Raw genomic sequence first — 23,999 nt, 5'->3', positions numbered from 1 at the left:
GTCTTGACCACACAGTCAGCCGCCACACTCCGATCGCGGTACGTGGAACAAGCCGCATCGGACCTGGAGGAGAACCGCCGACGGCAGCAGGAGCTGGCGTCCAAGATCGAGGTGTTGAAGCAGGAGGAGGCACTCCTGGCCGACATCCTGAACCTCACCGAGCGGTACGAGGGCTTCGCGGACGCATCGCGTCTGCCGGAGCAGCTACAGGACGAGCCGGCCGTCGGGAAGCCGAAGCGCGCTCCTGGTGCAGGCGCGGCGCAGGCTGGCGCGAAGGGGAAGTCGCGCCAGCCTCTGCTCGGTGACCTGCTCACGGATCTGCTCAGCCACCACGACGAGCCGCGGCTGGCGAAGGAACTGCGGGACGAGCTGATGGCGAAGTACCCGGACCGCGCCCCCACCCCGCAGGTGGTGCGCAACACCCTTGAGTCGCTGGTCGCCAAGGGTCGCATCCAGCGTCACAAGCAGCAGCGTTCGGTCATGTACACCCTGCTGACGCCCGACGCCTGACCTCCGCCCTCGTCCCGCGAGCGGGCTGTCCACCAGCCGGACACCGCCGCGTTCGCGGGACGAGTGGGCCGCCCCTCGTACAGCCGTGCCCCCGATCGATGTGCTTGACGGCCGTGTGGAGCAAGGCGAGTTGAGGACGCCCGAGTTCCCTCCAGACCGGCCGGACGGTCGACGGCGACAGCGACGCCGACGGCGGGCCGGTTCACCAGCTCGGTCCGTCTCGCCCCTTCGTGGGCCGCGCCGGGCGGGCCGGTGGTCGATCAGTGCGCAGGGGTCGGCCGTCACCGCCGCGACCGCACCCGGGCGGCCCGCGTCGGGTGCGGTGTGTACAGCCTGCCGTCGACGGAACAGCAGTGTCCGATTCGTTATCCGAGCACCCGGCACCTGAGCGCCTTCGGATACGTGTGAAGGGTGGGTGCTCCGCCCGGCCCCTGACGACCATGCCCGGCGGAGCCCCCGCGACCGATCACGGAAGGACAGATCTTGAGGAAACCGCTTCCCACCTCCCGCGCGGGACGCGCACTCACGGTGGGTGCCGCACTGCTCTTCGCCAGGGCCGCTCTCGCCCCGGCCGGAACGGCCGCGGCGAGCACGGTGACGGCGGGCCGGACCACGGTGGACTACGTCGCTCTCGGCGACTCGTACGCCTCCGCGCCGCTCGTCCCCACCCAGGTCGACGCCACCTGCCTGCGCTCCAGCCAGAACTACCCCTCGCTGATCGCGCAGTCCAGGAGCGCGACGCTGACGGACGTCAGCTGCTCGGGCGCCACCACCGCCGACCTGACGGCCCCTCAGGCCGACGGCGTGCCGGCCCAACTCGACGCCGTCAACCGGAGAACCGACCTGGTCACCCTGACGATCGGCGGCAACGACATCGGCTTCTCGACCGTGCTGGGCACCTGCGCCCAGCTCACGGCCACCGATCCGGCCGGCACCCCCTGCCGGACCCACTTCACGGGCACCGGGGCGGACCGGATCTCGGACGCGATCGCCCGGACCGGGCCCAAGGTCGCCCAGGTGCTGCGTGGCATCCACCAGCGTGCGCCGCACGCCCGGGTCGTGGTGGTCGGCTACCCCGACCTCTTCCCCGACGACGGCGTGGGCTGCACCAGCAAGACGGTGCCGCTCGCCATGGGTGACTTCGCCTGGCTTCGCGACAAGGAGAAGGAACTCAACGCGATGCTGGCCCGTCAGGCCGTCAAGGGCGGGGCGCGGTACGTGAACACGTACACGCCGACCGTCGGTCACGACCTCTGCGAGCCGACCGGTGAGCGGTGGATCGAGACCTTCGCCCCCGAGACGCCGGCGGCGCCGGTGCACCCGAACGCCACGGGTGAGCGCGTGATGGCCTCGGCCGTAGAGACCGCCCTCCCACGTCACTCCTGGCACCGCTGACCCCACGCGGAGGCCGGTCCGGTACCTCGTTGTACCGGACCGGCCTCCGCTGTGCGTGGGGCGCGCGCCGCCCGCTGTCTTGAGACAGGCGAACGGCCCGGGGCCGGTACGCCGGTCCGGCCCGAGGTGCCGGCGAACGCCTGCCACGCCGTCGTCCCGGCCCGCGTGCTTCCGTCACACCGTCCGGGGAGTCGGGAGGAGTGCCCGAGCGGGGACCGGCACCCAGTCGGTGCCCGCCAGGCGTCCGAAGGCCTGGTCGCCGAAGTGGAACGCGAAGCCGAGCGTTCCCGGCCGCTCAAGTTCCGCCGCGATGCGCTTGCGTGCGGCCATCACCCCGCCCTGGTCCACGTCGGGCCGCGACGGCCACTCGGGATGCGCCAGCTGCGCCGGCGTGTGGAACACGTCGCCGAGCACGACCAGCCGCTCGCTGCCGGCGGTGATGACGTACGAGGTGTGTCCCGGGGAATGGCCCGGAGTGACCAGCGCACGCACCCCGGGAAAGACCTCTTCGCCGTCGTCGATGGGGGTGTGGGCCGCACCGATGAGGGTGAGGATGTCCGCCGCCGGGGCGCCCGGGACGGTCGTGCCACAGCTGTGCGGGGCCCATTCCCGGGCGGCGACGAGGTAGCGGGCCTTCGGGAAGGTCTTCCCCGGTGTGAACGCCCAGCCGGTGTGATCGACGTGCAGGTGGGTGAAGGCCACCGCCTCGATATCCTCGGGTGTGTGCCCGAGCGCGGCGAGCACCTGGAGGAGCGCACCGCAGTCGCTGTGTCCCACCGGTTCGCCGGAGACGTGGACCGGCCCGCGTACGGGCCCCATGCCGGCGTCGATGAGCAGGCGGCGGCCGTCGCGTTCGACCAGCAGGCCGCCCGCCGACATGGCCACCCGGCCCTCCTCGTCGAGGAGCTCCGGGTGGGCGTCCCAGTAGTCCTCGGCGAAACCTGGGAAGAAACCCGACGGCAGCATGGCCATCGCGCCGTCCACGACATAGGTCAGACGTACGTCACCCAGTACGAGCGACCGGACGGCGGACTGCCGGTTCAGCGTTCCGATGTGCATGTCGTTTCCCCTCCTTGTGCGGGTCATCGGCTCCGCCCTCCCGTGCCGGGCCGCGACGGGGCCGCACCGAGGTCAGTGGACGGATGCGCCCGTCAGGGCCTGCTGCCGCTCGCTGGCGGCGAGTTGGGTGAGGGCGTCGAGCACCGCGCGCAGCAGCTGCTGGGCCGGGGAGTCCTCCGGCAGGCGGCCGTCGTCGTCGAACTGCTGGTGGGCCTGGAAGAGGAGGAACTCGGGCTGCTGCACGACGCGGGCGTTCATCTTGTGCAGCACCTGGCGCAGGGCCAGCTGCGCCCGGACGGTGCCGAAAGGACCGGGGGAAGCCCCGACGACGGCGACCGGCTTCAGCGCGAGCGCCGGGCCGTCGTCACCGGCCGGGCGGGAGAGCCAGTCGAGGGCGTTCTTCAGCGCTCCGGGTACCGAGGCGTTGTATTCGGGTGAGGCGATCAGCACCGCGTCCGCCTCCTGGACGCGGCGGCGCAGGTCGCTGACGGCGGACGGCGCGGGGTGTTCCTCGTCCTCGTTGAAGTGGGGCAGACGGCCGAGCCCGTCGTAGTGGTCGAAGCGGTGGTGCGGGCCCAGACGCTCGGCCTCCCGCAGCAGGGTGGTGTTCAGGGAGTCGCGGCGCAGGCTCCCCGAGATGGCGAGGACGTTGAGGGGGGTCACGGTGTCTCCTTCGCGGTTCGGGCCGTCCGCGGCCGCAACGGGGGTCACCTCGTGGCCGTGTCCGGGGGCCGGGAGGTGCCGGGTGTGCCGCGGCGGGGACGGATGGTCGGTGGTGTGCGGGCCCATCGGCCTGCGCGTGATCCATCCTCGACGGCACGGCGATACAACGCCAGAACCGGCCTTCGAAATTCATATGGGGCGCCAAGTAGGCCGTATAGAATGCCGATTGTGCGCCAGAGCCTGGATGAGACGGATCAGCGGATCGCCGCCGCTCTGATCGCTTCACCGCGTGCCTCCTGGCGGGCCGTCGCCGCGTGCCTGGGGCTGTCCGAACGCACCGTGGTCCGCCGCGCCGGCCCGCTGTACGCCGATGGCACGCTGCGCGCCACCGCGGAGCGCAATCCGATCCGCTTCCCCCACCTGGTGCCCATGGCCCTGCGCATCCGCTGCCGCCCCGAGCGCATCAGAACGGTCGCCTCGACCCTGGCGCGCCGCACCGACACCCTCTGGGTCGACATCCTCGACGGCGGCGACGAGATCAGCACCATCGTCTTCCTGGACGGGACCGAGGCACGCAATCGCCTCCTGCTGCGCGACCTGCCGGCCACCGACGCCGTCCACGGCTGGACCTCCCACACCCTGCTGCGGGTCTTCCCCGCCTCCCTCAACTGGGGTGCCCGACTGCTGGACGACGAGGAGGCCGCGCGCCTCGGAGTGCGGCCGTTCCCGCTGAGCTCCCCGCCACCGGCTCCTCTGCCCTCCGCGGACCTGGCCCTGATCCAGGCCCTGACCGAGAACGCCCGTGCCGACTACGCCACGCTCGCGGAGCGGTCCGGCACCACACCACGCACCGCACGGCGCCGCCTGGAAGCACTGCTGGACGACGGCACGGTCCGGCTGGTCACCGAGACCGACCTGGCCCTGCTCGGACTGCGCACCAAGGCCCAACTGTGGCTGTCCGTCGAACCCAGCGCCCTCCAGGCCGCCGGCGAGCAGCTCAGCCGCGAACCCGCCGTCCGCTTCACCGCCGCGACCACCGGACCCGCCAATCTCCTGGTCATGGTCACCACCACCGACCTGGACGCGCTCTACCGCTTCCTCACCGACACCATCGGAGCGATGAAGCAGATCACCTCGGTCGACACCACCCCGGTCCTGGCCACCGTCAAACGCACCGGCCTGACCCGCCCGGGCTTCTGAGCCCGCTCGGGGAAGCCGAGGGGGAGCCGAGGGGGAGCCGTGGGCGAAGGGCGGTCGGCGCGCGGTCGGTTCAGCGGCTCGGGTCGAGCAGCAGCTTGCCGGAGGTGCGCCGCGATTCGATGTCCGCGTGTGCCTGGGCGGCGGCGCCCAGCCGGTAGCGCTCGCTGATGTCGATCCGCAGCTTGCCCTCACGGATCTTGTCGAAGAGGTCCCCGGTGTGCCGGAGCAGCAGCTCCCGGTTGTGGATGTGGTCCGCGTACACCGCGTAGGTGATCCTGACGCTCTTGGGAAGGTCGAGCATGCGCACGGTGGGGATGTCGCCGATCAGCGGGCCGTAGTAGACCAGGGTGCCCACCCTGCGCAGCACCTCCAGCGAGGGACGGAACGTGGTGGCGCCACCGCCGTCGAAGACCGCGTGCACTCCCTCGCCGTCCGTCAGGTCCTTGACCCGGTCCACGAAGTCGCCGCCGGAGGAGACGAGCACCTCGTCCGCGCCGGCCGCCTTCGCGGCAGCGACCTTCTCCTCCCGCGAGACCAGGCCGATCACCCGTGCGCCGCGCAGTGCGAGCAGTTGGGTGACGATGCCTCCCACACCGCCGGCGGCGGAGTGGACCAGCGCGGTCTCGCCCTCGGCCAGGGGCGCGGACTCCGTGACGAAGTGGTGCGCGGTGAGTCCCTGCATCATCGTGGCGGCGGCGATGTCGCTCGGGATGTCGTCCGGGACGGGAACGGCCAGGTCGGCAGGGACGGCGATCTTCTCGGCGTAGCTGCCGTAGACCGAGACCCAGGCCACCCGGTCGCCGATCGCGAACCCGCTGACGCCCTCTCCGATGGCGCTGACCCGGCCGGCGCCCTCGACCCCGGGAACGAAGGGCGGCTCGCCGGGCACCGAGAAGCCGGCGCGGGTGCCGGTGTCCATGAAGTTGATGCCGGCGAAGTCGATGTCCACCACCAGTTCACCCCGCTCGGGCACGGGGTCGGGCCACTCCTTCAACCGGAGCACTTCCGGCCCGCCCAGCTCTTCCACCACCACAGCCCGCATGGTGCTCACCTCTTTCCGTGGGTACGCTCGCCGGTCGGCGGTCGAGCGTGTCGGAGGGCCCCTGGAATCCGCCGATCGGACGGGGCCTCGTTGTCTCGGGGTCGTGAGCGAAGAGGGCGGTCCCGCCGCGTCTTCGCCGCGGCGGCCCGCCTGCATCACGGATGTGAGCGTAGAGAGCACTTTTTGGACCGGCAAGTCCAGGATTTGCCGGGCGTCCCGATACCGAACCCCGGGGAATGGAACAGCCGGTCCATCGTGCCGGTGCGTTCGCGGATCAGTCCGCCAGCAGGTGGGCACGGCCGAACAGGGCGGCTGCCGCCCGCGCGGTCGGCGTTCCGGAGTCCAGGTCCGCGCCGGCCTGCCGCAGTACCCCCACGACGTCGTCCGCGCCTTTGAACAGGGCGCCGGCGATGGGTGACTGGTCGCGGGCGTTGCGCAGGTCCGGGTCGGCACCGAGCGCGATCAGGGCCCGTACGGTGTCGGCGTGGCCGTGATAGGCGGCGAGCATCAGAAGGGTGTTGCCGGCCTCGTCGCGGGCGTCCACCGGGAGCCCGTGCTCCACGAACTCCACCAGTGTTCCGGTGCTGCCCTCCCGGGCCAGGTCCATGGCGATGGCCATGACGCGTCGCGTCTGCTCAGGAGTCAGTCCACCGCTGGTCATGTACCCCTTCTCCGGATCGTGCGGTCCCGGCGGTTCCCCTCATGCCCCGGCCCGGCGTGAGCGTGTTCCGTGCTCGCACCGGGCCGGGGGGGGCGATGTCTGGGGCGCAGGGGTCAGAGGTCGCCGGCGGCCAGCGCCTCGATGGCCTTGCGGACCCCTTCGCCGTAGGCCGGGTCGGCCTGGGTGCAGTTGGCGATGTGCCGTTCGACGGTCGGCCGGGACGCGCCGTTGATCGCGCGGGCCGTGTTCTCGAAGAGGGCCTGCCGCTGCTCGGGGCTCATCAGGCGGAACAGGTCGCCGGGCTGCTCGAAGTAGTTGGCGTCGTCCGCGCGGAAGTCGAAGCGGTCGGCCACGGCGCCCACAGCCTGGCTCGGCTCACGGTAGGCGGGCTGTTCCTGCCAGCGTCCGTAGGAGTTGGGCTCGATGCCCGGCGTCGCTCCCTGGTTGCCGTCGACGCGCATGCCGCCGTCGCGGTGGTAGGAGTTCACCGGGTTCTTCGGGGCGTTGACGGGGATCTGGTGGTGGTTCACGCCGAGGCGGTAGCGCTGGGCGTCACCGTAGGAGAAGAGACGGCCCTGAAGCATCCGGTCGGGGGAGAAGCCGATGCCCGGAACCACGTTCGCCGGGCTGAAGGCGGCCTGCTCGACGTCCGCGAAGTAGTTGTCGGGGTTGCGGTTGAGCTCCCACTCGCCGACCTCGATCAACGGGTAGTCCTTCTTCGACCAGACCTTGGTGAGGTCGAAGGGGTGGAAGCGGTAGCTCTCCGCGTCGGCCTCCGGCATGACCTGGATGAACAGCTTCCACTTCGGGAAGTCGCCCCTCTCGATCGCGTCGAAGAGGTCACGCTGGTGCGACTCGCGGTCCTTGCCGATGAGGGCTTCGGCCTCGGCGTCGGTGAGGTTCTTGATGCCCTGCTGGGTGCGGTGGTGGAACTTGACCCAGAACCGCTCGCCCTCGGCGTTGACCAGGCTGTAGGTGTGGGAGCCGAAGCCGTGCATGTGCCGGTACGAGGCGGGGATGCCCCGGTCGGACATCACGATCGTGACCTGGTGCAGGGATTCGGGGAGGTTGGTCCAGAAGTCCCAGTTGTTCTCGGGGTCCCGGAGGTTGGTGCGCGGGTCGCGCTTGACCGCGTGGTTGAGGTCGGGGAACTTCAGCGGGTCGCGGAAGAAGAACACCGGGGTGTTGTTCCCGACCAGGTCCCAGTTGCCTTCGTCCGTGTAGAACTTCAGGGCGAAGCCGCGGATGTCACGCTCGGCGTCGGCCGCGCCGCGCTCGCCCGCGACGGTGGAGAAGCGGGCGAACAGCGGGGTCTTCTTGCCGACCTCGGAGAAGATCTTCGCGCTCGTGTACCGCGTGATGTCGTGGGTCACCGTGAAGGTCCCGAACGCGCCGGAGCCCTTGGCATGCATACGGCGCTCCGGAATGACCTCGCGGTCGAAGTGAGCGAGCTTCTCCAGGAACCACACGTCCTGGAGGAGCATGGGGCCACGCGGACCGGACGTCAGGGAGTTCTGGTTGTCGGGAACCGGTGCGCCGGCAGCCGTGGTCAACGGCCTCTGGTTGTTCTCGGGCAAAGCTCGCTCCTCGCTGAGTGGTCCCTCACGTGTGTTCTACGCGTGGCGCCAGGCCGGGCCATTCCGCGCGAGCCGCCCTGAAGCGTGCACCGACACACATCCTATGTTGGAACATATCTGCGTCAAGGTGATCCAGTGGCATAGGTGTTTCGGACATCCCTGCTCGTGACGGCGGCGAGAAATCGTCCGCGCCGCCCGGCGCGGGCGCCTCGGAACGCCTCGTCCGCGGTCCGACGCCCTGACGGACAGGGAGCGTGCAGGCATCGCCGGAGCACATGTTCGGTCGCCGCCGCCAAACTTCTGCTTATGATCGGCGCATGCTGGACTCCCGACGCCTCCGCACCTTCCACGAGGTGGTCACCACCGGTTCGTTCACCGCCGCCGCACGCTCCCTCGGCTACACCCAGCCCGCTGTCACACAGCAGATCCGGGCGCTCGAACGGGAGGCGGGCGTACCGCTCTTCACCCGCAAGGGCCGCCGGATGTACGTCACCGAGGCCGGGCGGACGCTGGCCCGTCACACGGAGGAGATCCTGGGCAGACTGCGCGACGCCGAGCAGCAGCTCCAGGCACTGGCGCGACTGCGTGCCGGCCGCGTCCGCGTCTGCGCCTTCCCCAGCGCCAACGCGACACTGATCCCGGAAACGGTGGCCGGGTTGCTGGCGGACCACCCCGCCGTACGGGTGGAGTTGCAGGAGGCCGAGCCGCCCGAGTCCCTGCACCGGGTGCTGTCCGGCGCCTGCGACATCGCCCTGTCCTTCAGCTATCCGGGGCTGCGCCCCGAAGTCCCGCCCGAGCTGGCGGAGATCGACCTCCTGGAGGACCGGCTGGTGGTCCTGCTGCCGGTCGGCCACCCGCTGGCCCGCCGGCGTGCCGTGCGCCTCGCCGAGCTGGCCCAGGCGCGCTGGGTGGCGGGGTGCTCCCGGTGCCGGGCGAACTTACTGCAGATCTGCGCCGAGGAAGGGTTCGAACCGGACGTCGTCTTCACCACCGACGACAATCTCGCGTTGCAGAGCCTGGTGGCTGCCGGGGTGGGCATCGCGGTCGTCCCCTCGTTGGTGCTCTCCTTCCTCAACCTCCGCCAGGTGACCGGCCGGTTGGTCGAGCCGAACGTGTTCCGCCGGGTCAGTGCCTACGCGCTGCGCGAGCATGTGCAGTTGCCGGCCGCCGAGTTGGTGCTGGAGCACATACGCTCGGCCGCCGCCGCCCGGAACGGCTGCTGACCCCACCAGGCACCTCTCCGCCGGGAACGGCCGCTGACCCCACCAGGCACCCCTCCGCCGGGAATGGCCGCTGACCCCACCACGACGACCGTCCGCCCGGCCGGCGTATGACCGGCTCGGCGCCCGCCACCTCCCGGCTCGCATAAGCGGTGGTTGGGACGAGCGAAGAAACGCTGCTTGGACGCCGGTGCGCGACGGCCCCGAAGCTGCCGTACATGACAACAACCACCGCTCACACGACCGGCAGTGCGCGCATCACCGAGACGGCGGCGGCCCTGACGGCGGACATCCGGGCCGTGGTGGCGCGTGGCCTGAGTCCCGCGCGGTCCGCCGGCCTGGCCGCCCGGGCGCTGCGCGGCTACCTGGCGGATCCCGGACTGCTCACCGCCGAACAGTGCGTCGGTTCGCCCGAGCGCTACACGCAGCACGTGCTGCACGCCGAACCGGACGGCAGCTTCTCGGTGGTGGCGCTCGTCTGGCTGCCCGGTCAGCGCACCCCGGTCCACGACCACGTCTCCTGGTGCGTGACGGGTGTCCACCAGGGGACGGAGAGCGAGCAGCGCTACCGCCTCGTGCCCGAGGGCGCGGGCGCCCGCCTGGTCGCCACGGAGGTGGTGACCAACCCGGTGGGCTCCGTCTGCGGCTTCGCCCCGCCCGGTGACATCCACGAGGTGCACAACTGCGGAACCGGCACGGCGATCTCCCTCCACGTCTACGGCGCCGACGTGGTGCGTCTGGGCAGCAGTGTGCGACGCGTGTACGAGCGCCCTGCCGGCGAGCGCGACTGACGCCGTGAGCGGAATCCACGACAGATCGTTCATCCCGTACGTGTGCGGCAAGTGGTCCCGGCATCGCGCCGTGCCCGGTCTGGCGCTGGCGGCGGCCGGGGTGCTGCTGGCGACGGCGCTGCACGGGGCGCTGCCCGCCGTACCGACGCTCACCATCGCGGTGGTGCTCGGTGTCGCGGCCGGCCAGTTGCCCGGGATCCGGGTCTTCGTCCGGACGTCGGCCAAGGCCGGACTGGCCGTGGCGGCGAAGCGGTTGATGCGGGTCGGTGTGGTCCTGCTGGGGCTCCAGCTCTCGCTCGCCGATGTGGCGGGGCTCGGGCTGCCGACGCTGGGAATGGTGGTGTGCGTCGTCATCGCCACCTTCTGCGGTACCTACTGGCTGGGCCGGCGGCTGGACCTGCCCGGCGATGTCCCGCTGCTGGTGGCCGCCGGTTACGCGATCTGCGGTGCCTCGGCCATCGGCGCGGTGGGCCAGGTGGCCAGGAGCGAGGAGGACGACGTCGCCGGCGCGGTCGCGCTGGTCACGTTGTGCGGCACACTCGCGATCGCGGTACTGCCCGTGCTGCACACCGTCCTCGGCATGGACCCCGTGCGGTTCGGCCGGTGGGCGGGGGCCAGTGTCCACGATGTCGGCCAGGTGGTCGCCACCGCGCAGACCGCCGGTCCGCTCGCCCTGCGCGACGCCGTCCTGGTCAAGCTGATGAGGGTGGTCCTGCTCGCCCCGCTGACCGCGGGCACGGCCGTCGTCCTGCGCCGGTCCCGGGGCGCGGGGGCGGACGCGGGCGGCGAGCGGCCTCCGGCGCTCCCCCTGTTCGTGGCCGGCTTCCTGGCGATGATCCTGCTGCGCAGCACCGGGCTGCTCGGCGCCGCGGTGCTCGAACACGCCGCCGCGGTGCAGCACTTCGTGCTGGCCTCGGCTCTCTTCGGCCTCGGCGCGGCGGTGAACCCGAGCACCCTCGCGAGCACGTCCGGCCGGCGCATGCTGGTGCTCGGGGCGGCGTCCTGGGTCGTGGTGGCCGGGTTGTCGTACGCGGGCGTCCTGCTGACCACCGGCTGAGTCCGGTACGCCCGTCGCGCCCGTCCCGTCACCGTACGGTCGTACGGGCCCCTCAGTCGGCGTCGTCCAGGTCGAGACCGGCCAGGGCGTCGCGCAGCGCGGCTCGGGAGTTGATCCCGAGTTTGGGGTAGATCTGGTACAGGTGCGTGCCTATGGTGCGATGCGACAGGAAAAGCCGTTCGGCGATCTGCTTGTTGGTCAGCCCGGTGGCCGCCAGGGTGGCGATCTCCCACTCCTGGGCGGTCAGTGCGCCCTTCCCCGGCTGCGCGGTGGCCGACGCGCCAGGGCCCCCGGCACGCAGTTCGGCCGTGGCACGGGCCACCCAGGGGGCCGCGCCCAGCTTCTCGAACGCCCGCAACGCCTGGGCCAGTTGCTCGCGGGCCTCCTTCGTGAAGCGCCGGCGTCGAAGGCGCTCGCCGAGGAAGAGGCGTATCCGTGCGACGTCGAACGGCCAGGCGCCGGGTTCGGCCCGGCGCAGCGCCTGGTCGAACAGGTCGAAGGCGTGGTCGCCGGGCGTGGTCAGGGCCTCGCAGGCGAGCACGAGCATGGCGAGGCGCGGCGCCAGGTCCGCCATCGCCGACTCCCGCACGGCCGCGGCGTGGGCGGCGGCTTCGGCGGGGCGCCCGGTCCTGATGGCCGCCTCCACCAGGTCCAGGGTGACGGCCATGGCCTGCGGGAGGTAGGGAGGGAGGGTTCCGGGCGGGCCGAGGGCGGTGGCGTGCCGGTAGGCGGCCTCGAAGTCGCCGGCGCCGAGCGCGGTCAGCGCCCGGGTGTGGAAGGCGAGGACCTGTACACCATGGGCGCCGCGCGGGACGGCCCAGCCGACGACCTCCTCGGACAGGGCCGTGCTCGTCTCCGTGTCGCCGCGTGCCCCGGCCACCAGTGCCTGCACGTACTGGAACTTGCGGGCGAAGAAGCGATAGCCGTGCTGCTCACACAGGACGAGGCCCTCACTGGCCAGGTGTACGGCCTCGTCCCAGCGGCCCGTGCGGTAGTGGTCCGTGCACAGGTGCAGCAGGGCCGCCAGGTGCCGGCGGGCGGGTGCGGTGCCGGCCCGGCCCTGTTCGACCAGGCGTTGGCACGCCTCCCGCACGTCCGCCAGCCGCTCCGGGTACGTCGCGCAGGTGCCGATGCGGGTGACGCGGGTCGCGTTCTCGCCGACGTCCGCCAGCAGCGCGTCGAGCGCCTCCAGCGCCCGGTGCCCGGTGCGAGCGGGGTCCGCCACGGTCTGGGCGCACACCCACAGCAGGTCGGGGGGTCCGGGAGTGAGCCGGTCGAGGGCCCGGAACAGGGGCCGCCACTTCTGCGGGTCGCCGCTGGACCAGCACAGGGTGATCAGGGTGAACAGGGCCTCGACGAGGGCGCCGTCGGACGCGTCCCAGCCGTGTCCCCCCGTCTCGATCGCGCCGACCAGCAGCCGGTGCGCGGTGTCGATGTCGCCCTCCTTGTTGATCAGCAGGAGTGCGAACGCCGCTGCCGCGTACAGCGATTCCCCGGCGCTGGGATCGGCCCGCCGGGCTCCGGCCAGCAGGCGTGAGGCGTCCGCCAGCTCGCCGCCGGAGTCGGCGCCGATGTAGGCGGCCTGGGCCAGCCGGCGGCTTTCGTCGGCCGGCGCGGGGCTGAGCCCCGCGGCGCGGGTGAGCGCCGCTACCGCGCCCAGTGCGTCCCCGCGCGCCAGGCGCAGCAGGGCGGCCTGTTCCAGCAGGCCGGCGACCGTCTCGTCCGGGCCGGTCGCCGCTTCTCCGAGGTGGCAGGCGCGGCGCTCCGGCTGGTCGGTGAGCACGGCGGCGAGCGCCCGGTGCGCCCGGCGGCGGTCCGCGGCTGTCGCCTGTGCCACCACCGCCGCACCGATCAGCGGATGCCGGAAGGACAGCCGCCGGGAGGGGGCGGAGATCGTGATCAGCCGGTCGCGTTCGGCGGGTTCGAGGTCGTCGATCACGGCACGTCCGGTCCCGGCGGCCTCGATCACGGCCAGGTCGCCCGTGCCTTCGAGCGCCGCGATCAGCAGCAACTCCCGGCTCGGCTCCGGCAGATCGGCCACGCGCGCGGCGAACAGGGTCTGGAGGCGCTCGCTGAGGGGCAGGACGGAGGGCACCGCCGTCGGTGCCGTGCGCTGTTCGGCCTCCAGGGCGGCGGACAGCTCCAGCAGCGCGAGGGGGTTGCCGTGTGCCGCCGCCGCGACGCGACGCCTCACCGCGAGGGACATCTCGGGGTGCGTGCGATGGAGCAGCTCGGCCGACGACGCCTCGTCCAGTGGCTGGAGCCGGTGTTCGGTGAGGCCGCTCGACTCGAAGAAGCTGTCGGAGGTGACGCGGGAGGCCGCCAGGAAGCTGATGCAGCTGCCGATGAGCCGCCGTGCCACGAAGCCCAGTACCGAGGTGGTGGCCCGGTCCAGCCAGGGCAGGTCGTCGACGACGATCAGCAACGGCGTGTCGTCGGCGATCCGGCGCAGCAGCATCAGGGCCGCGGTGGACGTGAGCAGGCGGTTGGGGGGCGGGCCGCTGCCGATGCCCACGGCGACCCGCAGGGCGTCGCGGTGGGCGCTGTCCAGCAGGTCGAAGGAGTCGAAGAGCGGCACGAGCAGCTGGTTGAGACCGGCGTAGCCGATGTCCGCCTCGAACTGCACGCCGCTCGCCCGCAGTACGCGGGTGCCCAGCTGCCTGGCTTCCGCCGCCACCGCGTCGAGGAGTGCCGTCTTGCCTATGCCCGCCTCGCCCGACAGCAGCAGGGACGCGCCGTGGACCGCGGAACCGTTGAGGTGGGACCGGATGAACTCCAGGTCCCGGTCCCGCCCGATCAGCCGTCCTGCGGCGGGAGCGGCCGGGTGGTCCAGGTCGCTCATCGGGCTGCTGTCTCCAAGGGTCGCGAGGAAGAGGGAAGCCCCGTGTTGTACATCGGTTCACTCAGTGTAAACATGCGGCCCGACAGCGTAGCCGATCATCCGGCCCCGTGTGTCCGCTTGGCGACCTGACGTATCGGTATGTCGCCGGTGACGCGGGCCGGGTGTGTGCGGCCGTGTCCTCGCCGACGCGGCGGGCGACGCGGTGGCGCGCCGACCGTCGCTTCGGTGGGGGGCCGCTCCCGGGGAGGGCACTGGGACCGGTCTACAGCCCCAGGTCGAACGCGAGGCACGAGTAGTACTGCCACGAGCCCTCGGGGTTGTACGAGTTGGCCCCGCTGTCCTTCTCGACCTCCACCTCCTGGGTCATGTCCTCGAAGCGGATGCGCTCGGGAAGCCGGCCGAAACGGGCTTGCCGCACCGCCGCGGCGGCGGCATCGCTGGTGAGTTCCTTGTTCATGACCGTGCTCCACTTCGTCGATCGTGGATGTCGTCCTCGTTCCTGCCGGGGACGACTATCAGCGTGCACCGCCTCCCGTCACCTGTCAAGGCGGTGACGCATGTGCCGCCGGTCACCTCATGGCGTCGACCTCCAGGACCGCGGCGGTGAACGCCTCGGGCCGCTCCTGGGGCAGGTTGTGGCCGGCGCCCGGGACGACGTGGTGCGTCCAGGGGCCCGTGAAGTGGGCGGCGTAGCCGCTGCCGTCGGTCGCCGGGATGACGCCGTCGGCCTGCCCGTCCAGGGTGACCGTGGGGACGGTGATCTTCGGCTGGTCCAGCAGCCTGCGCTCCAGTTCGGCGTACCGGGGGTCGCCCGGGGCGTCGGCCAGGCGGTGCCGGTAGCTGTGGATCACCACGTCGACGTAGTCGGGGTTGGTCCACAGCTCGGCCGCCTGCGCGAACTCCGCCTCGGTGAACTGCCATTCGGGCGAGTTGCGGTGCCAGACGACGCGGGCGAGGTCCTCCCGGTTGCGCAGGAGCCCCTTCCGCCCCCGCTTGGTGAGGAAGTAGAAGAAGTACCAGTAGCCCGACTCGATCGAGGGGGCCAGCGGCTCCTCGGCGACGGCGAGGTTCTGGACGAGGTAGCCGTTCACGGAGACCAGGCCGGTGCAGCGCCCCGGCCACAGCGCGGCGGCGACGTCGGCGGCCCGTCCGCCCCAGTCGTACCCGGCGTACAGGGCCCGCGGGATGCGCAGCGCGTCCATGAAGGCGACGAGGTCCGCGCCGAGCGCGGCCTGCTCACCGGACCGGAAGGTGTCGTCGTGCAGGAACCGGGTCTCTCCGTGGCCGCGCAGGTAGGGGATGTAGCAGCGGTATCCGCGCCGGGCGAGCGCGGGGGCCACCTCGGCGTAGGAGCCGACGGGGCTGAACGGCCAGCCGTGCAGGAGGATCACCGGCTTCCCGTGGGCCGGGCCGACCGCGTGATAGGCGATGTCCAGGACGTCGGTGCGCACGGTGCGCACCGGTCCCAGGCCGTCCGCGGTCGGTCCGGTCGACGCCTTGACGGCTGCCGTGCCCGTGTCCGCCGATGCCTGGCCGGCCCCGGCGAGACCGGCGGCCCCCGTCGCCGCTGCCGCTGTCATGGCCTGGGTCAGTCTCCGCCTGCTGATCATGTCGCTTCCTCGCGTTCGGTCCGGAGCGTGCGAGACACATGTGCACACCTGCCATGCGTCACCGCTCTAAGTGGTAACGAGGATCTCCACGTCAGACCCCGCTGTCAAGGAACCGCCGGGCGGTGAGGGAGGGTTGGCCGTGCCGTACACCGCCGGCCGTCCATGTGTGCACCACAGGGTGTGTGGGCCGCGGAACGCGGTCCGCGGCGACCGGACCAAGGACCTCCAGGGCCCGGTCCGCCGTGACTTCGCCGACCGTGAGGGCTGCGTCGAGAACCACGGCCTGACGAGGCGCTACCGGGCCCCCGCCGGGCGTCGGTAGGCGCCGTGCCACCAGATGCGGGCGAGTTCGCGGGCGAAGACGGCGTCGCCGCTGCCGTCGTCGACACGGATGTGGTGCGCGATGGCCTGAGCGCCTCCCCAGACGATGATCCGGCTCGCGGCGACGGCGTCGAGGTCGGCCGGCGTCGCGCCCGCGGCCTGTTCGGACAGCAGGGTCCTCAGCACCGCCTCGTCGAAGCCTTCGAGATCGGCGGTGTAGAAATCGCCCACCGCGGAGTCGTAGGACGCCGCCTCGCGGACCGCGGTGAGCACACCCTGATGGGCGCGGTGGATCTTGATCACTTCCTCGAAGAACCGGGCGAACCGGTCCGCACCGGCGCCCGGGTCCCACTGCCGTGCCAGCGTCAGCAGCGACTCCCGCAGTTCGTCGGTGAGCCGCACCAGGACGTCCGACTTGCTCTGGAAGTGCGCGTAGAACGTGGCCCGGGACACGCCCGCCTCCTCCAGGATCCGCTGGACGCTGATCTCGGAGAAGGCCTCGCCGGAATCGAGCAGCCGCTCCAGGGTGGACATCACCTGCGCCCGGGTGGCGGCCGACCGCGCGGCATGGTGGTCGGCCTGGCGGCGGGTCACGGGTCTCATCGGGCACCTTCCGTCATCGTGCGGTTCCGCGGCTCGGCAGGCCGCTCCAGCACCCTATGCCGGGCCGCCGTGCGCGATCCGTTCCAGGAGATCAGCCGGATTTCCGGGCAGGGAGAGCAGCGGGGTGTGGCCGCTGGGGAGGTGGTGGACGGCACCGGCCCGCTCGGCGAACGGTTCCTGGTAGGACGGAGGGAGGCTGCGGTCGTCGTCGCAGAGGACGTAGCCGGTGGGAACGGTCTTCCAGCCGGCCCGGCTCACCGGCTCGGCGAAGGAGAGCGCGCTCTGGGGCAGCAGCCGGGCCGCAGCGGCCTTCCTCTTGTCCTCGGGCACGTCGTGGTGGAGCGTCTCCGCCGGGTCCTCCCGGACGGGGATGACGCCCTCCACCGCGGCGAGGTCCGGCTGCTCGCCGCCGAAGCACGTCATCAGGCTCTCCCCCTCGTCCAGACCGGGGAGCCTCCCGCCGGACCCCTCCGGGACGACGCTCGGCAGGTCGGCCGTGTGGCTGGTCCAGCCCCGGTCGGCGAGGACGTCCTGAAGCTCCCGCCAGCACCATGAGCCGTGCCATGCCCCGCGCGCCAGGAGGAGCCGGGGGCGTCCCGCGGTTTCCTTCATCTCGTTCCTCCGGTCCACGCGGCCGTGGGGGTCCGGCCCGCGTCGTCGACAGGGGTAGGTCGACAGGGGTCGCGGGGGTCAGCTCACCACGGTGAGGGCGAGGTCCCACAGCCGGTCCGCGGCGGCAGGGTCGACCGACCACTTGGCGACGCCCGCCATCACGTCGGGGCCCCCGTCGACGACCTCCGATTCCTGGTTGTCCTCGAAGTACCGCCCGGTCACACCGTCGAGGAGCGGGGACGCGGCCAGCAGCACCGTGGTGGCGGCACCCTGGGCCGGGGTCTTGTAGTAGTCGGGGGTGAGGAGGTTTCCGTCCGCGTCCATGGCACCGAAAGCCCGCATGGTCGCCGCGTCGAGGTGGCGTGTCAGGTTGGTGTGGATCCACCCCGGCGCGCAGGCGTTGGCGGCAATGCCGTGTTCGGCCCACCGACGGCTGATTCCGACGGCGAGCAGCACGTCGGCGGTCTTCGACTGCGCGTAGGCGACGAACGGGTCGTAGGGGCGTCGCTCGAACTGCGGGTCGTCGAAGTCGAACCCCGCCCGCAGTTGGGCGCCGGAGCTGACCACGGCCACGCGCGGCTTCTCGGCCGCCTGGAGCGCGGTGCGCAGGCCGACGGCCAGGGCGAAGTGGCCGAGGTAGTTGATGGCGAGCTGCATCTCCCAGCCCTGTGCGTTGACCTCGCGGGTCGGGAGCATCATCACGCCGGCGTTGGCGACGAGGCCGTCGACCGGCCCGCTCCAGGCGTCGCAGAAGGCACGGACGGAAGCCAGGTCGGCGAGGTCTAGCGCGACGGCCCGCGTGCCCGGGAACTCCTTGACCAGCGGCTCGGCGTCGGCGGGGTTCCGGGTGGCGACGGTCACCTGCGCACCGGCCCCGGCGAGCGCGCGCACCGTCTCGACACCGAGACCGGAGGACCCTCCGGTGACGATCATCCGGCGCCCGCCGAGATCGACTCCGTTGAGTACCTCCGCGGCGGTGGCGCGCATTCCGAACGGAGTGGTTGTCAGCGTCATACCTGTGCCCTGCTTTCAGAAGGGTGGTCTCGCTTGGCGTGCGTCGCACACGTGGCCTGAGTCGCACACGTGCCGCTTCCGCCAAGACATCTGCGGGCAACCATACAGTGTGTTCAGACAGGATGGTCGGCGCCATGGGGACACTCGACGCGGGAGAACGTGTGCGGGTGGCGGAGAGGTCCCGTACGGGCGCCTGCCGAGCAGGAGAGTGTGCGTGTTTTGCGGGCACGCCCGGCAGTTGCTAGCCTCGTCGACGTGCTGATCGAAGTCGACAGAGCCTAGCCTGAGCCCACCGCCCATCGGCGCCGGTCCAGGCTTCACGCTGGTTACCAGCGGTTGAGGACAGCCCAGCCGCTTCGCACACCTCGCCCGCGTCGCGGGTTTCCCCCACTGGTGGCGGACGGCCGAAACCCTGTCAGGACCCGGCCATGGCGGACGCGCGCTCACTCGCCCACGCCCGGCGGGCTCACTGTGCCCGCGCCCAGCGGCTCTGACCTTCACCGGCCCCTGCTCCCACGAGCCTTCGCGCCACCTCAGGACAACGTGTCCGATCAGGACACCTGAGGAACATGTGTGCGCGGCCCGTCGGATTCCGGCGTGCCCTGCCCGGTCAGAGCGATGACACACGGAATCGGACCATCGCCCATGATGCACAAGAAGTCCCGCGCACGGACACGTCACCGCCGAGCCCACTGGAAGGCGGCTTCGCCGGTGCTCGTGAAGTGCGCCAACTCCGCCTGCGGACTGCCGACCCCACCGCACGCCGCCTGCCGGCACTGCGGAACCTACCGGGGCCGTCAGGTACTGCCCCCGGCCTGACCCGCGCCGCGCTTTCGGGCCCGCCCCAACGGAAGCGGTCACGGCCTCCGGCGACCGGCAGGTGGCCACCGCGCCACCCGGCGGTCACGGCCCCCGGCGACCGACAGGTGGCCCCGCGCCACCCGGAACAGCCCGCAGACCTGAGGCGTTCGCAGGCAACCGCAAACGCCGCGCCGGCGGCAGGTGGCCGGATCCACCTGCCGCCGCCGGCGGTCGTTTACGTGGTTCGTCCGTGGTCCGTGGCTCGTCCGCCGGCGGTTTCCGCCGTCGTCGGGGCCGTACGACCGGAGTCAGACGGTGATGGTCTTGTACTCGGTGTAGGTGCCGAGGCCGACCGCGCCGTACTCGCGGCCGATGCCGCTGGCCTTGAAGCCGCCGAACGGGCCGTCGAAGGCGACGGAGGCGCCGTTGACCGTGATGGTGCCGGTGCGGATCCGGCGGGCGACCGCCAGGGCGTGTTCCTCGTCGGAGGACCAGACGCCGCCGGAGAGGCCGTACTCGGAGTCGTTGGCGATGCGGACGGCGTCGTCCTCGTCGTCGTAGGCGATGACCACCAGGACCGGGCCGAAGATCTCCTCCTGCGCGATCCGCATGGAGTTGTCGACGTCGGCGAAGACGGTGGGCGTGACGTAGTTGCCCTTCTCCAGGCCCTGGGGGATCTGCGGGCCGCCGGTGACCAGACGGGCGCCTTCCTCGATGCCGAGCTGGATGTAGTCGCGCACCCGCTGCTGCTGGTCGGGGCGGATCATAGGGCCGATGAAGGTGTCGGGGTCGTTCGGGTCGCCGACCTTCAGGGACTCCACCAGCTCCTTCAGCGCGGTCACGACCTCCTCGTACTTCTCGCGGGGGGCCAGCACGCGGGTCTGGGCGATGCAGGACTCCGCGTTGTTGAGCAGGGAGGCGAACTTCAGGCCCGCGACCGCCTTCTCGATGTCGGCGTCCGGCAGGATGATGGCGGCGGACTTGCCGCCCAGCTCCAGGCTGACCCGCTTGAGCTGCTCACCGGCGATCGAGGCGATGCGGCGCCCGGCCCGCGTCGAGCCGGTGAAGGCGATCTTGTCGACGTCCTGGTGCGAGACCAGGTACTCGCTGGTCTCCCGGTCCGCGGGCAGGACGCTGATCACGCCCTCGGGCAGGCCCACCCGCTCCAGCAGCTCGGCCAGGAAGCCCATGCTCAGCGAGTTCTCCGGGGAGACCTTGAGGACCACGGAGTTGCCCGCGACCAACGCGGGGATGATCTTGGAGGTGGCCGAGGAGAACGGCGAGTTCCACGGGATCACCGCGGCCACGACGCCGACCGCCTCACGGCGCACCACGCTGCGCACCGGGGACGCCGGGTCGGAGGGGACGAGCGTCTCCTCCCAGCCGAACTCCTCCGCCGCCTTCAGGTAGGCGTTCGCCTGCCTGGTCAGGCCGGGCTGTCCGGCGCGGGTGAACCAGCCGGCCGAACCGTTCTCCAGCGAGATCAGCTGTGCGATCTTCTCCGCGTTCTCCTCGCGCAGCGCGTTGAAGCGCCGCAGGACCGCGATCCGCTCCGCCGGCGGGGTCAGACGCCACTCGCCCGCGTCGAACGACTTCCGTGCCGCGGCCACCGCACGGTCGATGTCCGCCGGCCGCGCCTGGGCGGCACGGCCGACCACCGACTGGTCGTGCGGCGAGGCGATGTCGAGCAGCTCCGGGCTGCTCGGCTCGACCCAGGAGCCTGCGATGAAAAGCCGGTCGTAGGTGATCATGCGATTTCTCTCTTCCGTGCTCTCGGTTCGTTCGGACCTCTCGTCCAACCGCCACTTCAATGTAGCACTTGTCTTGGTTAGCTGCACATAAGCGTGGTGACATAGTTCCGATTGGCCTCACTGGAGATACTCTTAGGGGATGAGAGCCGACGCTGCACGCAACCTGGAAGCCGTTCTGACCACCGGAGCCCGCATGCTCGCCGCCGACCCCGGCGCCAGCATCGCGAGCATCGCCGCCGAGGCGGGCGTGGACCGGCGCACCGTCTACCGGCGCTTCGCCTGCCGCGAGGATCTCCTCGCCGCCATCTACGAGTCGCGCGTCACCGCCATCGAGCGGGCCATCGAGGACGCCCGGCTGCGCGAGGCACCCGTCGCCGTCGCCCTGCACCGCTACGTCGAGAACATCATCGCCGTCAACCGCACCTGGCCCGTCGACCTCGCCCGCATGCTCGCCGACGACACCATCCGCCGGCGCCGGGACGCCTGTATCGCAGAGGTCGACGCCTTTCTGCGCCGGGCCACCGACGAAGGGCTCCTGCGCCGGGACCAGCCGGAAGGATGGGCGGGGCCGCTGCTGCCCGAACTGGTGAACCTGGTGGCGCACCAGCAGAAGCACCTGGCACCCGGGAAGGCCGCCGACGTGGTGGTCGACACGTTCCTGCACGGCGTGGGAGCGTCCTGAGGCGGAGGTCCGGACGGTGACATGGCTCGGGCCCGGCGTCCGCCGAAGGAGGTGCGGATCAGACAGGGAGTTTCCAGAGCTGGTTGGCGGAGGCTTGCCGTTGTAACCCGCGATACGACCCGGCGGGCCCGACACCGCATCCGACGGAACCTGCCCTCGCCGTTGTTGCAGGCCCAGATGATCAGCGGATTGCCGTCCGCCGTGCCGCCGTTGGAGTTCTCCGGGCACAGGCCGGACGCGGCGTTCACGAGGTAGCCGTTGCTCGCGTCGGCCGTCCACTGCCGGCCCTCGGACCCGACCTGTCGGTGGCCGACAACGTACGGCAGCCCGCTGCCGTCCCACCGCTCCCACGTCATCCCCATACAGTCGCTCACACCATCGCGTCACACTCGCTCACGCGATCCGCGCCTACGTATTTCCGTTCTCTTCACCAGGAGAGCAGGACTGTTCGCCGTGAGATCAGGACTGTGCACACATAGGCTCGGAAAGTGAACGCACGAGGCGGGTCCGGTGGGAAAGGGAGTGGGGCGCCGTGGAGTCGCTCGTAACGATGATCGGCCGGGACGACGAGCTGCGGCAGCTGTCCGCGTTCGTGACGGCCGCGGAGAGGCAGGCCCTCGTCCTCAGAGGGGAGACGGGGGTGGGCAAGAGCGCCCTGCTCGACCATGTCGCCAAGCTGGCATCGGGGGCGGGACACGGAGTGATCCGGGCCGCGGGGGTCGAGGCGGAGTCCGGTCTGCCGTTCGCGGGCCTGCACCAGCTGGTCCATCCCCTGCTTCCCTCCGTCGACGGCCTTGACCAGGTGCACCGCGACGTGTTCGCCACCGTCTACGGGCGCAGTGGTGGAAAGCCACCGTCCGTGATGTCGCTCGGCATCGCCGTCCTCGACCTGCTGTCCCTGGTCTCCTCGGCGAAGCCGCTGCTGCTGCTCCTCGACGACGGCCAGTGGCTGGACGCCTCCAGTGTCGCGGTGATCGGGTTCGTGGGGCGCCGGCTCAACGGCGGCTCGGTGAAGCTCCTCGTCGGCCTGCGCTCGGACGTGGCGTCGGGTTTCGACACCGCCGCCCTGCCCGTACTGCCGGTCGGCTCCCTCCCTGACGAGGCCGCGCGACGCCTGCTCGACCTGCGCCGCCCGGGCCTGGACACACACGTCCGCCGTCTGGTGCTGGACCAGGCCCGGGGCAACCCACTGGCACTGCTCGAACTCTCCGCCGACATCGACGGCGACCGCACCGGAGGCGGGGCCGCGCGGCTCCTCGGCTCGCCCGATGCCTCGGTACGGCTGCCGGTGCCCCGGCGTCTGCAACACGTGTACGGCACCCGGATCAAAGCCCTCGGTGACGACGTGCGTCAGGAACTGCTGCGCGGCGCCCTCGACGGTGTCGGAGCGACGCCGGGAACCGCGCTCGCGCCCGGTTCGAGGCGCTACCGCATGCGCGACGCCGAAGAGGCGTTGGCGGCGGGCCTGTTGAGCATCGACCCGGTCAGCGGCGACTTCGTCTTCCGGCATCCCCTGGTGCGCTCGACGGTCGTCCAGACGGCGACGCCCAACGAGCGCCGGGCCGCCCACGCGGCCCTCGCACGTGTGCACCGCGACGACGTCGAGAGGAGCGCCACGCACCTGGCCGCCGCGACGGTCGACCCGGACGAGGAGGTGGCGGCGGCGCTGGAGGCGGCGGCCGAATCCGCGACCCGGCGCGGCAGCGCCGTGGCCGCCGTGGCCTGGCTGACCCGGGCCGCGGAGCTGAGCGAGAACCGCGAGGACCGGTCCCGCAGGCTCGGTGACGCGGCCTTCGCCGCCGGGCACGCCGGGCTCTTCGAACAGGCGCAGCGCCTCGTCCGCTCCGATCACGCGGCGGGCACGGACGAGCCCCCCGCCTCCGTGGTCACCTCGGCCTATCTGGCGTTCTTCGAGGACGGGGACGTACGGCACTCGCACCGGCAGGTGGTGACGGCGATCGAGAACCTGGGCGAGCGGGAGCCGGGGAAGGCGTCCGACGTACTCACCCGGCTGGTGAACCTGCTGCTCGCGATCGACCAGTACGCGGGCGATCCCGCCCAGTGGGAGGAGACCCGGGCGTTGCTCGGCTCACTGGGCGATCCGGTTCCCGCCCGCTCGCTGATCTACCAGGACGCGTGGGGGGACGTGGTCCGGCACGGTGCGGGTGTGGCGGAGCGGGTGGAACGTGAGTTCACCGATCTGTCGGCCATGGAGCCCTGGGACATCACACGTCTGTCGGTCGCCGCCTACCACGTGGACACCCTCAGCCACTACCGGCCGCACCTCCAGCGCACCGTCGACCGCGAGGCCGAGACGGGTTTCGTCCGCAACAGCATGACCATGCTGCACCTGATCATGCTCGACCAGATGGCGGTCGGCGAGTGGGACGAGGCCGAGCGGACCGGACAGCGCGACCTGGAGCTGACGTCGTCCCACGGATACGCGCTGCTCGCCCATCACACCCGGGCCTATCTCGGCCTGCTCGCGGCGATGCGCGGCCAGGTCGAACGGGCACGCGAACTCCAGGCCACCGTCGACGCCTGGGCCCGCCCCCGCGGCGTCGGCTTCCTCACCCAGATCACCGACA

Annotated in this window: 21 protein-coding genes; 9 read left to right on the top strand and 12 right to left on the bottom strand. The window is 71.6% G+C overall.

The window, feature by feature from the left end; all coding sequences use genetic code 11:
* The first annotated feature begins 3 nt into the window (after positions 1–3).
* Positions 4–510: a hypothetical protein gene (locus AQJ11_RS42375; RefSeq protein WP_175252005.1), complete on the top strand. Its 507-nt coding sequence runs from the start codon at positions 4–6 to the stop codon at positions 508–510.
* A 528-nt stretch (positions 511–1,038) separates the two neighbouring features.
* A complete protein-coding gene (locus AQJ11_RS42370; protein WP_059267012.1) occupies positions 1,039–1,905 on the top strand; it encodes an SGNH/GDSL hydrolase family protein in 867 nt (288 codons plus the stop codon).
* Between the two features lie 174 nt (positions 1,906–2,079).
* On the opposite strand, the gene AQJ11_RS42365 is transcribed toward AQJ11_RS42370, so the two are convergent.
* Positions 2,080–2,964, bottom strand: coding sequence for an MBL fold metallo-hydrolase (locus AQJ11_RS42365; RefSeq protein ID WP_059267011.1), 885 nt, complete (start codon positions 2,962–2,964; stop codon positions 2,080–2,082).
* Positions 2,965–3,036: 72 nt separating this feature from the next.
* Positions 3,037–3,627 carry an NADPH-dependent FMN reductase gene (locus tag AQJ11_RS42360; protein WP_059267033.1) on the bottom strand — a complete coding sequence of 197 codons (591 nt, stop codon included), beginning with the start codon at positions 3,625–3,627 and terminating at the stop codon, positions 3,037–3,039.
* 219 nt (positions 3,628–3,846) lie between these two features.
* Between AQJ11_RS42360 and AQJ11_RS42355 the strand changes: the two genes are divergently transcribed.
* Complete coding sequence (locus AQJ11_RS42355) at positions 3,847–4,827, top strand: Lrp/AsnC family transcriptional regulator (RefSeq protein ID WP_208616754.1); 981 nt, start codon at positions 3,847–3,849, stop codon at positions 4,825–4,827.
* A 70-nt stretch (positions 4,828–4,897) separates the two neighbouring features.
* On the opposite strand, the gene AQJ11_RS42350 is transcribed toward AQJ11_RS42355, so the two are convergent.
* The 3 genes from AQJ11_RS42350 to AQJ11_RS42340 form a co-directional block, all read right to left on the bottom strand.
* Positions 4,898–5,869: a quinone oxidoreductase family protein gene (locus AQJ11_RS42350; RefSeq protein WP_059267032.1), complete on the bottom strand. Its 972-nt coding sequence runs from the start codon at positions 5,867–5,869 to the stop codon at positions 4,898–4,900.
* Positions 5,870–6,143: 274 nt separating this feature from the next.
* Positions 6,144–6,530 carry an ankyrin repeat domain-containing protein gene (locus AQJ11_RS42345; RefSeq protein ID WP_041664781.1) on the bottom strand — a complete coding sequence of 129 codons (387 nt, stop codon included), beginning with the start codon at positions 6,528–6,530 and terminating at the stop codon, positions 6,144–6,146.
* A 113-nt stretch (positions 6,531–6,643) separates the two neighbouring features.
* Entirely contained in the window at positions 6,644–8,107 is a 1,464-nt protein-coding gene (locus AQJ11_RS42340) for a catalase (protein WP_059267009.1), read from the bottom strand.
* 317 nt (positions 8,108–8,424) lie between these two features.
* Between AQJ11_RS42340 and AQJ11_RS42335 the strand changes: the two genes are divergently transcribed.
* The 3 genes from AQJ11_RS42335 (at position 8,425) to AQJ11_RS42325 (ending at position 11,175) form a co-directional block, all read left to right on the top strand.
* Positions 8,425–9,330, top strand: coding sequence for a LysR family transcriptional regulator (locus AQJ11_RS42335; RefSeq protein ID WP_058084590.1), 906 nt, complete (start codon positions 8,425–8,427; stop codon positions 9,328–9,330).
* A 215-nt stretch (positions 9,331–9,545) separates the two neighbouring features.
* Positions 9,546–10,118: a cysteine dioxygenase family protein gene (locus AQJ11_RS42330; RefSeq protein WP_059267008.1), complete on the top strand. Its 573-nt coding sequence runs from the start codon at positions 9,546–9,548 to the stop codon at positions 10,116–10,118.
* A gap of 13 nt (positions 10,119–10,131) precedes the next feature.
* Positions 10,132–11,175 (top strand): YeiH family protein, encoded by a 1,044-nt coding sequence (locus AQJ11_RS42325; RefSeq protein WP_244218645.1) that lies wholly within the window; start codon positions 10,132–10,134, stop codon positions 11,173–11,175.
* A 52-nt stretch (positions 11,176–11,227) separates the two neighbouring features.
* On the opposite strand, the gene AQJ11_RS42320 is transcribed toward AQJ11_RS42325, so the two are convergent.
* The 6 genes from AQJ11_RS42320 to AQJ11_RS42290 form a co-directional block, all read right to left on the bottom strand.
* Positions 11,228–14,017 (bottom strand): helix-turn-helix transcriptional regulator, encoded by a 2,790-nt coding sequence (locus tag AQJ11_RS42320; RefSeq protein ID WP_059267006.1) that lies wholly within the window; start codon positions 14,015–14,017, stop codon positions 11,228–11,230.
* Positions 14,018–14,279: 262 nt separating this feature from the next.
* Positions 14,280–14,474, bottom strand: coding sequence for a hypothetical protein (locus tag AQJ11_RS42315; RefSeq protein WP_014669059.1), 195 nt, complete (start codon positions 14,472–14,474; stop codon positions 14,280–14,282).
* A gap of 112 nt (positions 14,475–14,586) precedes the next feature.
* Positions 14,587–15,627 carry an alpha/beta fold hydrolase gene (locus AQJ11_RS42310; RefSeq protein ID WP_059267005.1) on the bottom strand — a complete coding sequence of 347 codons (1,041 nt, stop codon included), beginning with the start codon at positions 15,625–15,627 and terminating at the stop codon, positions 14,587–14,589.
* Positions 15,628–15,921: 294 nt separating this feature from the next.
* Entirely contained in the window at positions 15,922–16,551 is a 630-nt protein-coding gene (locus tag AQJ11_RS42300) for a TetR/AcrR family transcriptional regulator (protein ID WP_208616753.1), read from the bottom strand.
* 54 nt (positions 16,552–16,605) lie between these two features.
* A complete protein-coding gene (locus AQJ11_RS42295) occupies positions 16,606–17,163 on the bottom strand; it encodes an alpha/beta hydrolase (protein ID WP_244218642.1) in 558 nt (185 codons plus the stop codon).
* A gap of 78 nt (positions 17,164–17,241) precedes the next feature.
* Complete coding sequence (locus tag AQJ11_RS42290) at positions 17,242–18,177, bottom strand: SDR family NAD(P)-dependent oxidoreductase (RefSeq protein WP_059267002.1); 936 nt, start codon at positions 18,175–18,177, stop codon at positions 17,242–17,244.
* 618 nt (positions 18,178–18,795) lie between these two features.
* Here AQJ11_RS42290 and rpmF point away from each other — a divergent pair.
* On the top strand, positions 18,796–18,996 hold the full coding sequence (gene rpmF / locus AQJ11_RS47710; protein WP_398724688.1) for a 50S ribosomal protein L32: 201 nt from the start codon (positions 18,796–18,798) through the stop codon (positions 18,994–18,996).
* A 290-nt stretch (positions 18,997–19,286) separates the two neighbouring features.
* On the opposite strand, the gene AQJ11_RS42285 is transcribed toward rpmF, so the two are convergent.
* Positions 19,287–20,729 (bottom strand): aldehyde dehydrogenase, encoded by a 1,443-nt coding sequence (locus AQJ11_RS42285; RefSeq protein ID WP_059267001.1) that lies wholly within the window; start codon positions 20,727–20,729, stop codon positions 19,287–19,289.
* Positions 20,730–20,922: 193 nt separating this feature from the next.
* On the opposite strand from AQJ11_RS42285, the gene AQJ11_RS42280 reads away from it, so the two are divergent.
* On the top strand, positions 20,923–21,411 hold the full coding sequence (locus tag AQJ11_RS42280) for a TetR family transcriptional regulator (RefSeq protein WP_058084584.1): 489 nt from the start codon (positions 20,923–20,925) through the stop codon (positions 21,409–21,411).
* A gap of 550 nt (positions 21,412–21,961) precedes the next feature.
* Positions 21,962–23,999 (top strand): AAA family ATPase (locus AQJ11_RS42275; protein ID WP_244218644.1); only part of this gene is annotated, 2,038 nt, incomplete at its 3' end.

Origin of the sequence: Streptomyces corchorusii, assembly GCF_001514055.1 — a bacterium.
Classification (GTDB): domain Bacteria; phylum Actinomycetota; class Actinomycetes; order Streptomycetales; family Streptomycetaceae; genus Streptomyces; species Streptomyces olivaceoviridis.
Note: the sequence above shows the minus strand (reverse complement) of the source record. Positions and strands in the feature narration are given on the sequence as shown.

Excerpts from the sequence above, each read along its gene's own strand:
- rpmF (WP_398724688.1), top strand. The coding sequence starts at position 18,796 with ATGACACACGGAATCGGACCATCGCCCATGATGCACAAGAAGTCCCGC.
- AQJ11_RS42285 (WP_059267001.1), bottom strand. The coding sequence starts at position 20,729 with ATGATCACCTACGACCGGCTTTTCATCGCAGGCTCCTGGGTCGAGCCG.
- AQJ11_RS42320 (WP_059267006.1), bottom strand. The coding sequence starts at position 14,017 with ATGAGCGACCTGGACCACCCGGCCGCTCCCGCCGCAGGACGGCTGATC.
- AQJ11_RS42310 (WP_059267005.1), bottom strand. The coding sequence starts at position 15,627 with ATGATCAGCAGGCGGAGACTGACCCAGGCCATGACAGCGGCAGCGGCG.
- AQJ11_RS42295 (WP_244218642.1), bottom strand. The coding sequence starts at position 17,163 with ATGAAGGAAACCGCGGGACGCCCCCGGCTCCTCCTGGCGCGCGGGGCA.
- AQJ11_RS42335 (WP_058084590.1), top strand. The coding sequence starts at position 8,425 with ATGCTGGACTCCCGACGCCTCCGCACCTTCCACGAGGTGGTCACCACC.
- AQJ11_RS42300 (WP_208616753.1), bottom strand. The coding sequence starts at position 16,551 with ATGAGACCCGTGACCCGCCGCCAGGCCGACCACCATGCCGCGCGGTCG.
- AQJ11_RS42345 (WP_041664781.1), bottom strand. The coding sequence starts at position 6,530 with ATGACCAGCGGTGGACTGACTCCTGAGCAGACGCGACGCGTCATGGCC.
- AQJ11_RS42355 (WP_208616754.1), top strand. The coding sequence starts at position 3,847 with ATGCCGATTGTGCGCCAGAGCCTGGATGAGACGGATCAGCGGATCGCC.
- AQJ11_RS42315 (WP_014669059.1), bottom strand. The coding sequence starts at position 14,474 with ATGAACAAGGAACTCACCAGCGATGCCGCCGCCGCGGCGGTGCGGCAA.
- AQJ11_RS42365 (WP_059267011.1), bottom strand. The coding sequence starts at position 2,964 with ATGCACATCGGAACGCTGAACCGGCAGTCCGCCGTCCGGTCGCTCGTA.
- AQJ11_RS42280 (WP_058084584.1), top strand. The coding sequence starts at position 20,923 with ATGCTCGCCGCCGACCCCGGCGCCAGCATCGCGAGCATCGCCGCCGAG.
- AQJ11_RS42330 (WP_059267008.1), top strand. The coding sequence starts at position 9,546 with ATGACAACAACCACCGCTCACACGACCGGCAGTGCGCGCATCACCGAG.
- AQJ11_RS42350 (WP_059267032.1), bottom strand. The coding sequence starts at position 5,869 with ATGCGGGCTGTGGTGGTGGAAGAGCTGGGCGGGCCGGAAGTGCTCCGG.
- AQJ11_RS42290 (WP_059267002.1), bottom strand. The coding sequence starts at position 18,177 with ATGACGCTGACAACCACTCCGTTCGGAATGCGCGCCACCGCCGCGGAG.